At 67.7% G+C, this 13,547-nt stretch carries 10 protein-coding genes and 1 pseudogene; 9 read left to right on the top strand and 2 right to left on the bottom strand.

The window, feature by feature from the left end:
- The first annotated feature begins 139 nt into the window (after positions 1 to 139).
- Both mutS and D7V77_RS34015 read left to right on the top strand, forming a co-directional pair.
- Positions 140 to 2,905: a DNA mismatch repair protein MutS gene (gene mutS, locus D7V77_RS34020; RefSeq protein ID WP_120580432.1), complete on the top strand. Its 2,766-nt coding sequence runs from the start codon at positions 140 to 142 to the stop codon at positions 2,903 to 2,905.
- 127 nt (positions 2,906 to 3,032) lie between these two features.
- Positions 3,033 to 4,199 carry a serine/threonine-protein kinase gene (locus D7V77_RS34015; RefSeq protein ID WP_120580431.1) on the top strand — a complete coding sequence of 389 codons (1,167 nt, stop codon included), beginning with the start codon at positions 3,033 to 3,035 and terminating at the stop codon, positions 4,197 to 4,199.
- A 6-nt stretch (positions 4,200 to 4,205) separates the two neighbouring features.
- Here D7V77_RS34015 and D7V77_RS34010 read toward each other — a convergent pair whose 3' ends face one another.
- A complete protein-coding gene (locus D7V77_RS34010) occupies positions 4,206 to 4,565 on the bottom strand; it encodes a helix-turn-helix transcriptional regulator (RefSeq protein ID WP_120580430.1) in 360 nt (119 codons plus the stop codon).
- Between the two features lie 157 nt (positions 4,566 to 4,722).
- Here D7V77_RS34010 and D7V77_RS34005 point away from each other — a divergent pair, with 157 nt between their 5' ends.
- The 3 genes from D7V77_RS34005 to D7V77_RS33995 all read left to right on the top strand — a co-directional run bounded on the left by D7V77_RS34005 (position 4,723) and on the right by D7V77_RS33995 (position 8,763).
- Complete coding sequence (locus tag D7V77_RS34005; protein ID WP_120580429.1) at positions 4,723 to 6,543, top strand: serine/threonine-protein kinase; 1,821 nt, start codon at positions 4,723 to 4,725, stop codon at positions 6,541 to 6,543.
- Positions 6,544 to 6,567: 24 nt separating this feature from the next.
- On the top strand, positions 6,568 to 7,485 hold the full coding sequence (locus D7V77_RS34000) for a DUF2381 family protein (RefSeq protein WP_169849527.1): 918 nt from the start codon (positions 6,568 to 6,570) through the stop codon (positions 7,483 to 7,485).
- A 126-nt stretch (positions 7,486 to 7,611) separates the two neighbouring features.
- Positions 7,612 to 8,763: a DNRLRE domain-containing protein gene (locus D7V77_RS33995; RefSeq protein WP_158624544.1), complete on the top strand. Its 1,152-nt coding sequence runs from the start codon at positions 7,612 to 7,614 to the stop codon at positions 8,761 to 8,763.
- Between the two features lie 291 nt (positions 8,764 to 9,054).
- Here D7V77_RS33995 and D7V77_RS33990 read toward each other — a convergent pair whose 3' ends face one another.
- Entirely contained in the window at positions 9,055 to 9,405 is a 351-nt protein-coding gene (locus tag D7V77_RS33990) for a DUF2019 domain-containing protein (RefSeq protein WP_120580427.1), read from the bottom strand.
- 344 nt (positions 9,406 to 9,749) lie between these two features.
- On the opposite strand from D7V77_RS33990, the gene D7V77_RS33985 reads away from it, so the two are divergent.
- The 4 genes and pseudogenes from D7V77_RS33985 to D7V77_RS33970 all read left to right on the top strand — a co-directional run.
- On the top strand, positions 9,750 to 11,039 hold the full coding sequence (locus D7V77_RS33985; RefSeq protein ID WP_120580426.1) for a hypothetical protein: 1,290 nt from the start codon (positions 9,750 to 9,752) through the stop codon (positions 11,037 to 11,039).
- Positions 11,036 to 11,386 carry a DUF2019 domain-containing protein gene (locus D7V77_RS33980; protein WP_120580425.1) on the top strand — a complete coding sequence of 117 codons (351 nt, stop codon included), beginning with the start codon at positions 11,036 to 11,038 and terminating at the stop codon, positions 11,384 to 11,386. The genes D7V77_RS33985 and D7V77_RS33980 overlap by 4 nt, the downstream gene beginning before the upstream one ends.
- A 70-nt stretch (positions 11,387 to 11,456) precedes the next feature.
- On the top strand, positions 11,457 to 12,554 hold the full coding sequence (locus D7V77_RS33975) for a pectin acetylesterase-family hydrolase (protein ID WP_120580424.1): 1,098 nt from the start codon (positions 11,457 to 11,459) through the stop codon (positions 12,552 to 12,554).
- Positions 12,555 to 12,681: 127 nt separating this feature from the next.
- Positions 12,682 to 13,547, top strand: a pseudogene (locus D7V77_RS33970) (hypothetical protein); the annotation flags it as partial.

The raw sequence follows: 13,547 nt of genomic DNA, 5'->3' as shown, positions 1-13,547 counted from the left end.
AAGAGACAGGGGCGGAGGGCCAGCAAACCGTTTTCGGAAAGGAGCCCGCCGAAATGTCGGACGCCGGTGGTAGGCATACGCACCAGGTAGGGGCGCCGGTTCGTTGATCCGGGGGTAAGGTCGTGAGAGAAGGTCGGGGATGGCGTTGACGCAGCAGGCGAAGACAGGCAAGGCGGCGGACGTGGTGCTGCCCGACGTGGACACGACTCCGGAAGTCGGAACGGGAGAGGCCCCCGCGGGTGCGCGGGAGATCGCTTCCCTGACCCCGATGATGCGCCAGTACCTGGAGGTGAAGGCGCTCCATCCGGACACGGTGCTCTTCTTCCGGCTGGGTGACTTCTACGAGATGTTCTTCGAGGACGCGGTGAAGGCCTCGGAGCTTCTCCAGATCACCCTCACGGCCCGGGCCAAGGGCGCGGACAAGATCCCCATGTGCGGGGTGCCGTACCACTCCTCGCGCCGGTACATCGCGAAGCTGGTGGAGCACGGCCTCAAGGTCGCCATCTGCGAGCAGGTGACGGAGCCGGGCGCGGGGCCGGGCATCGTGCAGCGGGAAGTCACGCGGGTCATCACCCCCGGCATGGTGCTGGACGACGAGGTGCTGGAGCCGCAGGCCAGCAACTTCCTCGCGGCCGTGTGCTGGGGGGAAGCGGGCTTCGGCGCGGCGCTGCTGGAGGCGTCCACCGGCGAGTTCTACACCTTCGAGGCGCAGGGCCTGTCGGAGCTGGTGGAGGGCCTGTCGCGCGTGGAGCCGCGCGAGCTGCTGGTGCCGCAGGGCATGCGGGACGCGCCGGAGGTGGTTCAGGTGTGCCAGCGGCTGTCGCGCGTGCCGGCCGTGGCGGAGAGCGAGGGCGCGGCCTTCGAGCACACCCGGGCCTCCGCGTTCCTGCGCTCGCACTTCAACGTGCAGTCGCTGTCCGCGTTCGGGTTGGACGGCTCGCCGCTGGCCACCGGGGCGGCCGGGGCCGCGCTGCGCTACCTCAAGGACACGCAGAAGACGCCCGCGGCGCACGTGGACCGGCTGTCGCGCCAGGAGCGCGCGGGCTGCCTGGTGATGGACGAGTCCTCGCGGGGCAACCTGGAGGTGCTCAAGAGCCTGCGCGACGGCGGCCGCAAGGGGTCGCTGCTGGGCGTGCTGGACAGGACGGCCACGGGCCTGGGCGCGCGGAAGCTGGCGCGCTGGCTGTCCGCGCCGCTGTGCTCGCTGCCGGAGATCGAAGCGCGGCTGGACGCGGTGGAGGAGCTGTCCGGCAAGAGCGTGTGGCGCGAGGAGCTGGTGGCCACCCTCAAGGAGGTGGGCGACCTGGAGCGGCTTTGCGGCCGGCTGTCGCTGGGCGCGGGCAACGCGAGGGATTTGCGCGCGTTGGGGCTGTCGCTGACGCAGCTGCCGAAGCTGGGCGCGGCGCTCGCGCGGTGTGACGCGTCGCTCTTGAAGTCGCTGTCCGGGCCGCTGGGGGCGCTGCCGGAGCTGGCGGACCTGCTGATGCGCGCGGTGACGGACGAGCCGCCGGTGATCATCCGCGAGGGCGGCTTCATCCGGCCGGGCTACCACGCGGAGCTGGATGACCTGGTGGCGCTGTCCACCACGGGCAAGGACTACCTGCTCAAGCTGGAGCAGCGGGAGAAGGACCGCACGGGCATCTCCTCGCTGAAGATCCGTTACAACAAGGTCTTCGGCTACTACCTGGAGGTGACGAAGGCGAACCTCCACGCGGTGCCCAAGGACTACATCCGCAAGCAGACCACGGTGGGCGCGGAGCGCTTCGTCACCGAGGAGCTGAAGGAGTACGAGGAGAAGGTCCTCACGGCGGAGGAGCGCCGCGTGGTGCTGGAGCTCCAGCTGTTCGAGGAGCTGCGCACGAAGGTCATCGCCGCGGCGCCGCGCATCCGTTCCGCGGCGGAGGCGGTGGCCACGGCGGACGCGCTGGTTTCGTTTGCCCGGTGCGCGGCGGAGTACGGCTACACGCGGCCCCAGGTGGACGCGGGCGAGGGGCTGACCATCACCGGCGGCCGGCACCCGGTGGTGGAGCGGATGCTGGGCGCGGGCGAGTCCTTCGTCCCCAACGACGTGCGGTTGGATCCAGAGGACGCGCAGCTCTTGGTCATCACCGGCCCGAACATGGCGGGCAAGAGCACGGTGATGCGGCAGGTGGCGCTGACGGCGCTGATGGCGCAGGCGGGCTCGTTCGTGCCGGCGAAGGCGGCGCGCATCGGCCTGTGCGACCGAATCTTCACGCGCGTGGGCGCGGCGGACAACCTGGCCCGAGGGCAGTCCACGTTCATGGTGGAGATGACGGAGACCAGCCACATCCTCCATCACGCCACCAGGAAGAGCCTGGTCATCCTGGATGAGATTGGCCGTGGCACGTCCACGTTCGACGGCTTGTCCATCGCGTGGGCGGTGGCGGAGCACATCCACGACAAGGTGGGCGCGCGCTCGCTCTTCGCCACGCACTACCACGAGCTGGTGGACCTGGCGCGCGAGCGGCCCCGGGTGAAGAACCTGTGCATCGCCGTGAAGGAGCAGGGCGGCAAGGTCATCTTCCTGCGCAAGCTGATTCCCGGCGGGGCCAGCCGCTCCTACGGCATCGAGGTCGCGAAGCTGGCGGGCCTGCCGCCGGAGGTGGTGTCGCGCGCCCGCGAGCTGCTCCAGAACCTGGAGTCCGGCGAGCTGGACGACGCGGGCCGTCCCCGCGTGGCGGTGCGCTCCACGAAGCGCGTGGCCCCGGTGAACGCGGGACAGCTGGGGCTGTTCGGTGGGGCTCCGCAGCCGGCTCCCGTGGCCGCGCCTCCCGAGCATGCGGAGGTGCTGGAGTCACTCCGGACCGCATCCATCGACCGGATGACGCCGCTGGACGCGCTCAACCTGCTGGCGAAGCTGAAGCAAACGTTGGGTACCTCCTGAGAGGCGGAGGGCGTCGCGCCGGTCATGAAGAACACCTGATAGATTCAGCATGGTGGACTTTTAAAGTTCAATAAGTGAAGACTCCCCGTGCGGCGCGCTCGCGCCCCTGCTCATGCCCGGAGGAGTCATGACCCCGTCCACCCCCGACCGCGGAGGTAGCACCCAGCCCGCGCGTCGCCAGCCTCCGCCGACGCCCGCGGCGCCGCGCTTCCTCTTCTGCGTCGATGGCATCCGTTACGAGGCCGTCCGCGAGCTGGTGCGGATGCAGACGGGGGAGCTGCTGATGTTGGCCCGTCGGAGACAGGAAGCAGACGACGCATTGTCGGGCCTCTGCCTCGTGCGCAGGCTGCCCAACCCCTCCACCTACCTGCGCCGCAAGCGGCTGGTGGAGGAGGTCCAGCTGGCTTTCCGCCTCAACCATCCCGGCATCGCCCAGGTCTACTTCCGGAAGGTGCACGAGGACTTCCTGCACGTCGTCATGGAGCACGTGGACGGGCCTTCGCTGGAGACGCTGGTCAGCGCGGGGGTTGCGCGCGGCAGGCCTGTCTCCGAGGCCTTCGGCCTCTACGTGGGCGCGGAGCTCGCGGAGGCGTTGCACCATGCACACGCGCTGACGGACGAGGAGGGCAGGCCGCTCGGCATCATCCACCGCGACGTCAATCCCCGGCACGTCTACGTGGGCGCGCACGGCGGAGTGAAGCTGACGAACTTCGGCGCGGCGTACTCGGTGATGGTGGGGCGCGAGGAGTCCCCCATGAACCTCGTCCGGGGGGACGTGGCCTATGCCTCGCCCGAGTACCTGGAAAAGCAGCCGCTGTCTCCGCGCTCCGACGTCTTCAGCCTGGGCGTGCTGCTGGTGGAGTTACTCACCGGCAAGCACCTCTTCGACGTGCAGGACGTGCACCTGGTCCCCACGGGACTGGCGCCCCTGCGGATTGAGATCCTCCCCTCCCTGCCGCTGACGCAGATGCGCATCCTGCTCGCGAGGTTCAGCCCTGCGGACGTCGAAGCGGCGGTCGCGGGGCTCTCGCCGGACGTGAAGGCGCTGCTGCACACGGCCCTGCGAGCCGACCCGACGGAGCGCTTCGCCACGGCGGCGGACCTGTGTGGCGCGCTCCGTGCCGCGTTGGCGGAACGGGACCCGGGCTATGGGCGCCACGAGGCTTCCGAAGAGGTGGCGCTCGTGCTGGCCGAGGGCAGTTGCCTGCGGGACGCGGTGGAGTTCGGCGAGGGTGGCCTCTTCCCTGAAGGACTGGAGGAGCACGAGTTCGGAGGACTGCCCCCGCGGAAGTAGCAGCCTTCAGCGGGTCAGGACGGTGGCGACATGAAGGAGCGCCTCCAGCTTCTCCGCGTCCAGCTTGCGCGCGAGGTAGAGCAGCCGCCGCAGGGCGGGGGTCTCGTCCTCACGCGGGCGCGGGCGCTGGCCCTTGCGGCCTCGCACCAGGGCGGTGAGGCCCAGCATGTCCTCCGGGGACACCTTCAGCTCCGTGCACAGCCGGTAGAGCGTTGGGACGCTGGGCAGCATCTTCCCGCGCTCCAGGCGGCTGTAGACGGTGGAGAGAAGGCCGACGCGGGGGCCTACCTCGGCTTGCGTCAGGCCCTGCTCTTCGCGGGCGGCACGGGCGGTTCTGCCGAGGGTGATGGCCAGTTCTTCATTCATGGGACCGGCTCGGGAGCAGGTGGAGGAGGATGCGCAGCTGGGGCATCCCTGGTGCCGCGCGAGGTTTATCAGACGACACCGGGCTGCTGGCAGCGTGCACGCCCGCGCGGAGAGGACGTCGCATGCGAGTGGCCCGAAGTTCCCGAGGAAGGACGTCATGAGGCCGCCACCCGCCATCCTGCCGCCCGGGGCCGAGGTGCTGGGCTACGCGGTGGAGTGCCAGCTGGGGCAGGGCGGCTTCGGCACGGTGTACCTCGCGCGCAACGCGGGCCAGCCCTTCGCCTTGAAGCTGCTGCACCTGCCCCGCGTGGGTGAGCGGGTGGAGCGGGAGGTCTCCATCCTCTTGAAGCTGCACCACCCCAACGTGGTGGGACTTCAGGGATACGGCTTGTGGCCGCCCGGGGCGCCGCAATTCGCCGTCATCGCCATGGAGTACGTGGACGGGCGCCGGCTGGACGTCTGGGCGGACGAAGAGAACCCCTCTGCGCGACAGGTGGCGCGCGTGGTGCTGGGCGTGGCGCGGGCGCTGGCGGCTTCGCACGCGGTGGGAGTGCTGCACCGGGATGTGAAGGAAGCCAACATCATGGTGCGGGCCTCGGACGGCGTGGCCAAGCTGCTGGACTTCGGCATCGGCGATTACGAGGGCGCGCGGGGGCTGACGGTGGACATCCTTCCGCCGGCGACGCCGGAGTACCGCGCCCCGGAGGCGTGGCGCTTCTTCCGGAAGCATGTCCACGTGCTCGGTGCCCGTTACGAGGCCGGGCCTCCGGACGATTTATGGGCAATGGGCCTGGTCCTCTACGCGCTGCTGACGGCACGGAAGCCTTTCGACGAGGCCGACGACCCCAGCTTCATCGAGGCCGTCATGAACCGCGAGCCGGTGGCGCCGCACGTGGAGAACGCACGGGTCCCCCGAGCGCTGAGCGATGTGTGCATGCGCCTGCTGGAGAAGACGCCGGAGACGCGCACGTTGAGCGCCCTGGCCGCCGTGACGGATTTGGAGCGGGTGCTGGCGGGCGCGGACGCGCAGTGGAACGTGCCGCTCTGCGATGCCTACGGTGAGGACAGCGCGACGACGGAAGGGGGCCGGGACAGCGAGGAACTGTGGCTGCGTGCGCCCCTGTACCGGCCCCGCCGGGGCAAGCGGGCAGCTCCGCCCGCCGCCGAAGCCGCGATGGCCGTCCCCCAACCCCTCGTGAAGGCGGCGCCGAAACCACGTGGGCGTTCGCGGGCGTGGACGACGGTTGCGCTGGTCCTGGTGCTGTTCGCAGCGGGGGCGACGCGGATGCTCTGGCCGTCCCGAATCGAGGGGGGCGACCCGGCCCGTCAGGAAGTAGCGGCTTCTTCCGAGTCGCCTCAAGCTGACCGCGCCGCGGCCCCCACCGGGCCGAAGGCCACCGCCGCGGCCGTCGCGCTCCCCGCGACGCTCCAGGAGGATTCAGCCACCGTGACGACGCCGCCGAAAGACACGCAGCCCCTTCAGCTCCCCCAGAAGCCCGCGAAGAAAGGACTGGGCGTCATGGCCCGTGCGGTGAGCACTGCGGCGGCTTGCACGGCGCTCGCGTGTCCTGGACCGCAGGTGCGCCAGCCTCCGCCGCCGGAGCCGTGTCCGATTGGAGCCGTGAAGGCCATGGCGAAGTGGGGGGTAGCCATTGGGGACACGACGCCAGTGCGCTTCGATTTGGGCGAGCCTCGGGTCATTTCAATTGGCGAGGGCCCTGTCGAAGTCCTCATCATTGGCGGAGGAAGGGGCCTGCCGGGCAGGACCGCCTTGTCCGGGCGGAGCATCGTGCGTGACCGCGTCTATGCTCGCCTCACCTGGGCGACGACGCCGCAGGGTGACAGCTTCCCTGTATGTTTTGATGTCCATGCTGAAGAGGGGCCGAGGGGGATCGTGCGAGAACCAGGCGATGACTCTCCGTCTCGCGCGCACATCTTCACGATTGCCACTGTGAAGGCGGTCGCTGAGTTCGAATAGCAACTCCAACGGAAAGATTGTCGAGTGCCTCCTTTTTCATGGGTCGTTCTCCTGGGGCTGCCTCTCATTGGGACCGCGGCGGTCGCGCAGCCAGAGGTTTCATCTTCAGTGCCAGGTTCGCGGCGCATTGAATTGAGTCCGGAGGGAACTGGGACCATCAGCGAAATCATGATCAGCCCGGGCCTTTCCACGATGCTTCTCTTCGACTCGGAGTTACAGCGGGAGAGCATTGAACTGGAAGGCCGACAACGCTTTTCGCTCGTAGACGTGGGGCAGGCCACCCTCAGGCTCATGCCCACGACGAGCGCCATACCGGGAGAACGGTTCAAGCTGATGGTGCGCTTCCGGGACGGTGCAGCGCCATCGACCGCGGTGTTCCTGCTGAAGGTGCATCCGGCGAAAGCAGAGGCCACCATCGAAGTCTACCGAGAACAGCGGACGATTGAGACGTACCAGCAGGAGATCCGGGATGCACGGGTGGAAATCTTCCGTTGCAAGGAGGAGCTGGCACGAATGGTGTCTGACCATGGGGCGCCAAGTGGATTGACGGGAATCCTCATCAATGACGGATTGAATCCGGATGGCGTGGCGGGGCAGGTCCTGACGAGGTCCGTCGCGATGACGGTGACCCGTGCATTGAAGCCGACCACAATCTACAGCTATCGCTCCAGCAAGCTGGCGGCTGTGGATGTCAGGATTGAGGTAGAGACTGGAACGCTGCCGTGGAGGGCGGAGGGGGCGACGCTCAAAGGCAGGTCCGGTGAGGAGTTGAAGATCCTTCGCGTGTGGCAAGCAAAGCCCATCCTGCCGGGGGGACCCGAAGGACGCGTGATCGTGGAGGCAGAGGCTCCGGCGGCCGAAGTCCACGGGCCCTTCTCGCTCAAGCTCTGGGAGGCAGATGGGCCTCGGAGCATCACGCTCGGGAATGTGACCTTCCCTTGAGCGCGGGCGGCCTGGTTCATGGCCGACCCTCCATTTCCCGGGATGCAACCCGGCCTGAATACACACCGACTCCATCGTGTCCGTGAGATTGGGAGCAATCGATGCTCTCTTCACGAAAAGGCAGACATGATGAGTCGCTTCAGACTTCCGTCGACATCTTCTGTAACAACCCTGCTGGCGGTGGCCGCTCTATCGGCCCCGTCACTGGCGCTGGCGGCGTCCACGACGGTGACGCTCACGCCCGTCGCGGACTCCTACGTCTCGCCGGACGGACCGGACTCGAATTTCGGGAACCATGGGACGTTCATCGTGAACCGGGGGTACGCCGAGGCCTACCTGCGGTTCGACTTGAGCAGTCTGCCCGCGAACGCGGTCATCACGGCCGCCAGCCTCAGCGCGCTGGCCTATGACGGCTACGCGTACGGGGGCGACGGCAACGTGTACACGTCCTTCGTCGCGAATGACTCGTGGCAAGAGATGGGCATCACCTGGAACAACCGGCCCGCACCGGCGGCGACCCCGGTGGGCGAGTGGTTCCTCTGGTACGACTTCACGCCGGAGGACAAGCGGGGCATCAACTCCAATGCCGCGCTCATCCCCGTGGTGCAGGGGGAGCTGGCGGGTGACAAGCAGGTGAGCTTCCGGCTGCACTCGCCGGGCTACAAGACGCGCTACCGCTCGCGTGAGGTCACCAACGCGGCCCAGCGTCCGGCGCTGACGCTCACCTATGAGTTGGGACCCGTCACCACGGTGCTGGAGCCGGAGGCGGATGCCTACGTCAACCACGACTACTGGGGGGAGTCCGACTGGAACTACGGAAGCGCGCAGGAGTTGGTCATCAACTACGGCTTCGACCGGAAGATCTTCCTGCGGTTCAACCTGGCCAGCATCCCCGCGGGGGCGGTCATCCAGTCCGTGAAGCTGTCCGCCACGGCGTTCTGGGGCGTTTCGCCCGGTGGCGATGGCAACGTCTACACGTACCTGGTGCCGGACAACAACTGGGGTGAGTACAGCATCACGTACAACAACCAGCCTGCGGCCACCGGTTCCCCCCTGGGTTGGTGGTGGCTCTGGTACCCCACCAACAACCCGTACTTCGACCAGGTGGGCGTCACGGAGGATACGAACTTCATCCCCGTTCTCCAGGCCGCCTCGGATGCCTCCGACCGGCGGGTCTCCTTCCGGCTCTCCAGCCCGTACTACCTCACGAGCTACTACTCGCGTGAGTCCCCGGACGCGTCGAAGCATCCCAAGCTGGAGGTGACGTACCTGCCGTAAGGCCGCGGGCCCTGTACTGAAGGGCAGGGCGCCCCCACGCAATCGCTTCCGTCCTCGTTCGCTACAGGAGCCAGGACGGAAGCGAGGGGGCTGTCTCCAGAACGGTGCTTCCGTCCGTCGCCCTGGGGAGGCGGTGGCGGACAGCGCGCCCACCGTGAACGTGGCGGCGGCTGGGCATCACCACTCCCGGGCCCCTACGACAACAGCACGAGGCCCCGCCATGCGGCCCACTTCCTGGCGCGGATGGAGCGCTGACGCGGGCGCGAATGCGGGTCCTTCGCTCGAGGTGAGCTAACCGGGATCGAGCGCCCAGGTTCCTGCCTCCCGGCGTTTCAATGCCTGCTGCGCTCCAAACGGGACCAGTCCCTGTCCCTTGGCCGCTTCCTCCAGGACTGCTTTGGCTTCGGCCGTCCGGTAGCGGAGCAGATGTGCGGCAGCCATCACACGCACGTCCATTCGCTCATGCTTGAGCAGCACTGCGAGAGCGTCACGTCCGACATTGCCGTGGGCCAGGAGCTTGTCGACGGCGGCACCGTACTTCCTGGCGTGCTTGTTCCCGGTCTTGGCGTCTCCCCGGAAGATGGCCTGGTTCTGCGCGACCACGTTCCGGGCAAACTGCGCGACAAGATCCTCCAACTTCATCACTAGAGCCCTTTCCCGATGTTCTCAATGGCCAGCAACCGAGCCCGCCCGGCCAAGCGATGTGCTCGCTTCCGTCCACGATGCCTCCCTCGTCACGCTATCCTTCGAGGGTACTCCCTTGTCGGGTGGGAGGATCCGGAGGCGCACATTTTCCATAGGGCGCCCTGGGGTGGACGATGCGGTTTTCATGTGTCGCAGTTCTAGGCTGTGTCTTGCTGCTGGCAGGCTGTGCTGGTGTGGAATCAGCTTCCGGAAGAGGAGGCTCGCGAGTCCTTCGACAGCGCGTGCCAGTTGGTACGGTCCTCATTGCTCCCTCCGGAAAGGTTTCACGGCAGGCCCTGGATATGGGCCTGCTGGACTTGGAGTCTTTTGAGGAGCTGCTGGTACGAGCCGGGTTGGAAGATCCAGACGAGCTTCCACTGCGCCGCAATCCCTTCACGCCGGACGACGCGGTGGAGGTGCTGGGCCGGTTGATGGAACAGCCAGTAACGCTTGGCACCTTTCCACCGCGCATGGCGGCAGGCTTCCTCTTGCAAGAGGTGCTGGAGCGAGGCGAGGTTTCTCGCGAGGAGTTGGCTCGGAGGGTGATGAGGATTTCTCGCGAGCAATTGGCGGTGCTCCGGCCGGATGGCTACCTCGCCTGGGCCCTGACCGGACGCACGCAGCAGAAGGTGGCGCCCATTGTGTGGCGGGACGGGGCCTTCCGCGCGAACGGCTTCGAACTGGGCCGCTTCTACAGCGGAAAGGATGGGGTCTTCCGCGCCGTGGACGCGCGGCTTCAGGCTTCGGACCGGCGGCCCCTAGCGGAGGTGTACGACGACGCGGACGTCATCAACCGCTCACTGGATGGGGCCGAGGACGCCTTTGCTGATCTGTACCATGCACTGGGGCACGCGCTTTCCCGCCCCATGGACAGCCTTGTTGGCTTGAGCAACCTGCCTGCCGGCCTGGCAGCTCTCATCTCGTCGTCGCCCGCATATTGGGAGCGCTTCCAGTACATGACGGAAGGAGAGCAGATTCGCGAGGTGGCGCGGCTGACGACGAGCATCTTCGCCACCTGGGGAGCGGCATCGGCGACGACACGCACGGTGACGGGCCTAGCGGCGGGGGCGGAGGCCACGGTGCCTGTGCTCGCGCTGTCCGCGGAGGGGGCACTGGCGCTGGAGCGCGTCGTTGTGCCAGTGGGGCATGCAGCGTCGGTGTTGAGCGCGGGGCCTGGGGCCGCGATCATCCTCCAGCGGGCCGGAGACGCGGCAGGATCAGGAGGCGGGAACGGAGGAGGTCCGCAGGAGGCTACGCCGCCGGGCGGCCCGAAAGGCTACTCGTCCTTCAAGTCGTTCAAGCGGGCCATGGGGCCAGCAGGAGAGGGTAAGGAGTGGCACCACATCGTGGAACAAACGAATGGGAACGTGGCGCGCTTTGGGCCGCAGGCGCTCCACAATACGGAGAACATCGTTCCGCTCGAGAAAGCACTTCATAACCTCGTGAGCGCGTTCTATTCGTCCAAACGTCCGTTCATCACCGGCTCGGAATCACTGACCGTGCGGCAGTGGCTGAGTGCTCAGACGCTTGAATCTCAACGGGCATTCGGCCTGCGCAGCATCGAAAACATCAAGAAGGGAATCTGGCGATGACGCCTGCGGCACTCGTCGATGAATTCGCCTCTCACGTTGAGGCGCAGACTGACGCGATCTTCCGGGGAGACTCCAAGACCGGTAACAAGCACGCGAAGAAGTACCAGGCCGCGATGAGGAAGCTTCGGGAGATCGGCGACGAAGGTCGCGAGGCACTCACGGTCCTGCTGAAGCACTCACGAATGGATGTTCGAGTCGCGGCAGCGGCATACCTGCTTCGCTACAGGACCCACGAAGCGAAGGCCGTCCTGGAGCATGCAGCGGGCGGCGAAGGGTTGGCGGCGTTCGAGGCCTCGGAGGTGCTGAAGCGCTGGGAGGAGGGGGCATGGAACCTGGATCCAGCCTGACAGGGAGCGAGCACTGACGCGGGCGCGAATCAAGCGCGAGCACCGCACGGCATGTGTGTTATTGAAAGACATGCCGACCCGCCTCGTGACGCTCCTGGGCATCCTGGTCCTTTCCGCCTGCGCGAATCCTCCCGGAGACAGCGGGGGACCGCCGGACGCGGGAGCGGGTGACTACGATCTCCCGTCCATCCCCTACACGGTGGACGCGGGCGCCCCCATCGACGCGCCCCCTGAATCCTGGACGTTCGTGCCCGTCTCCGACGCCCACTGCGCGAACGGGACGTCCACGGGCATGGCCGTCAACCTCACGGACCGCTCCAAGCGGGTCGTCGTCTTCCTCGCGGGCGGTGGCGCGTGCTGGGAGGCCGCCGCCTGCGCGTTGGGCACGGCCACGCACATCACCGACACGATGGGTGCGGATCCCGTGCTGGCCGAGGCCCGCGCGCCGGAACTCGCGGCGCTCTTCGACCGCGACGACGTCCGCAATCCCTTCCGCGACGCGAGCTTCGTCTACATCCCCTACTGCACGGGCGACCTCCACGCGGGCACCCGCATCCAGACGTATGACTGGTTCGGCCCCAAGAAGGTCGAACACGTCGGCGCCCGGAACATGGATGCGTACCTGCGACGGCTCCAGCCGACCTTCCCCCAGGCCGACCGCGTCTGGCTCACCGGCATCAGCGCGGGCGGCTACGGGGCGACGTTCCACGCGTGGCGCGTGCAGAAGGCCCTGCCCTGGGCGCGGGTGGACGTGCTGAATGATTCGGGGCTCATCATCAACACACAGGGGGATGGCCGCTACGGCACGATGCGCGCGAGCTGGGGCATGGAGTTCCCTCCCGGCTGCACCGGGTGCGACACGGGCTTGTCGGCGGTGCTGGGCGCGTCCGCGCGGCTGCTCCCCGCTCCCCGGCGCTACGGGATGCTCGGGTACCTCCAGGACGGCACCATCTCCCTCTACTTCGGACTGGAAGGCGCGCAGGTGCAGTCCGGCCTGGAGGCGGTCCGCGCTTCCGCGGCGCCGAACGTGAAGACCTTCTACCTGCCGGGCAATCCTCACGTGCTCCTCTCCCAGCCGGAAGCAGCGAACGGCGCGGGACTCACCGTGCGAGGGTGGATCCAACAGTTCGCGGCGGAGGATCCAGCCTGGGACCACGCCGGCCCCTGACGTGACGTTTCCCTGAGTCTCACGCCAACGTCGAGGAGCATCGCGGGGACGTGAGGGAGCATTGCTCACCTCCAGGTCCGCTTTGGCTTCGGCCGTCCGATAGTGGATCCCTTCTCGGGAGGCGTCGATGTTCGTGCGTCGGAGCTGGGCCGTCGTGTTGCTGCCGCTGTTATCCGGAGCGGGGTGGGCGGAGGAGCCTGCCGACTCCCAGGACTCTGAAGCGGTGGTGGACTCCCTCTTCACCGAGACGGATGGGTTCGTACCGCTCGAGCCTTCCGGTGAGGAGGGAGAGGCACAGCTCAAGGACGCTCCTCCGCGCCCCTCGCCGCCCGACTCAAGCCCGCGCTGGGCGAACCTCGTGAGCCTGGAGACCACGACGTTGGCGTTGCATTCGCGGGGGACGGTGGGACGAGACGAGGGCTTTCTGCAGGTGGCGCCGCGGTTGGTGGTCGCCAGACCCGGAGTGCTTCACCTCGGCCTGGGTGCCCCGGTGCGGCTGCGGATGTGGGGCGGTGGGGAAGGGGCCGGCCTCGTGCGGAAGGAGGACTGGGACACGCTGTCCGACTGGGGCCAGGTGGTGCGCATCCTCACGGTGGGAGGGGATGCCCCGAACTCGCTGTGGATGGGCGCCCTGGAGTCCTACACCCTGCTGTCCGGGCACCTGGTGCGTCGCTACAACAACCGAGGCAACCCCGACTACCACCCCGCCGGGGCGGTGGTGACGGGCCTGCTGGGACCTGTGTACGTGGAGGCCTTCGCCTCGGACGTGCTGGGTGCGCGGCTGATGGGAGCAGAAGTCGTCCTGGACGCGCAGCACCTTCTCTTCGGCCGCCCACGCAATCCCTTGCAGTACATGCTGTCGCTGTCCGCGGTGCATGACTGGGGGAAGGCCGGAGGGACATTGGAGCCGATGACGCTGGCCCACCTGGATGGGACGGTCATCCTCGTGCGGCACAGGAACCCCGAGGGCGGTTTCGAGTTGCAGGTGATGGG

The sequence above is a fragment of the Corallococcus sp. CA041A genome, from assembly GCF_003612075.1.
Taxonomy (GTDB): domain Bacteria; phylum Myxococcota; class Myxococcia; order Myxococcales; family Myxococcaceae; genus Corallococcus; species Corallococcus exiguus.
This window is presented reverse-complemented; position numbering and strand designations above follow the sequence as displayed.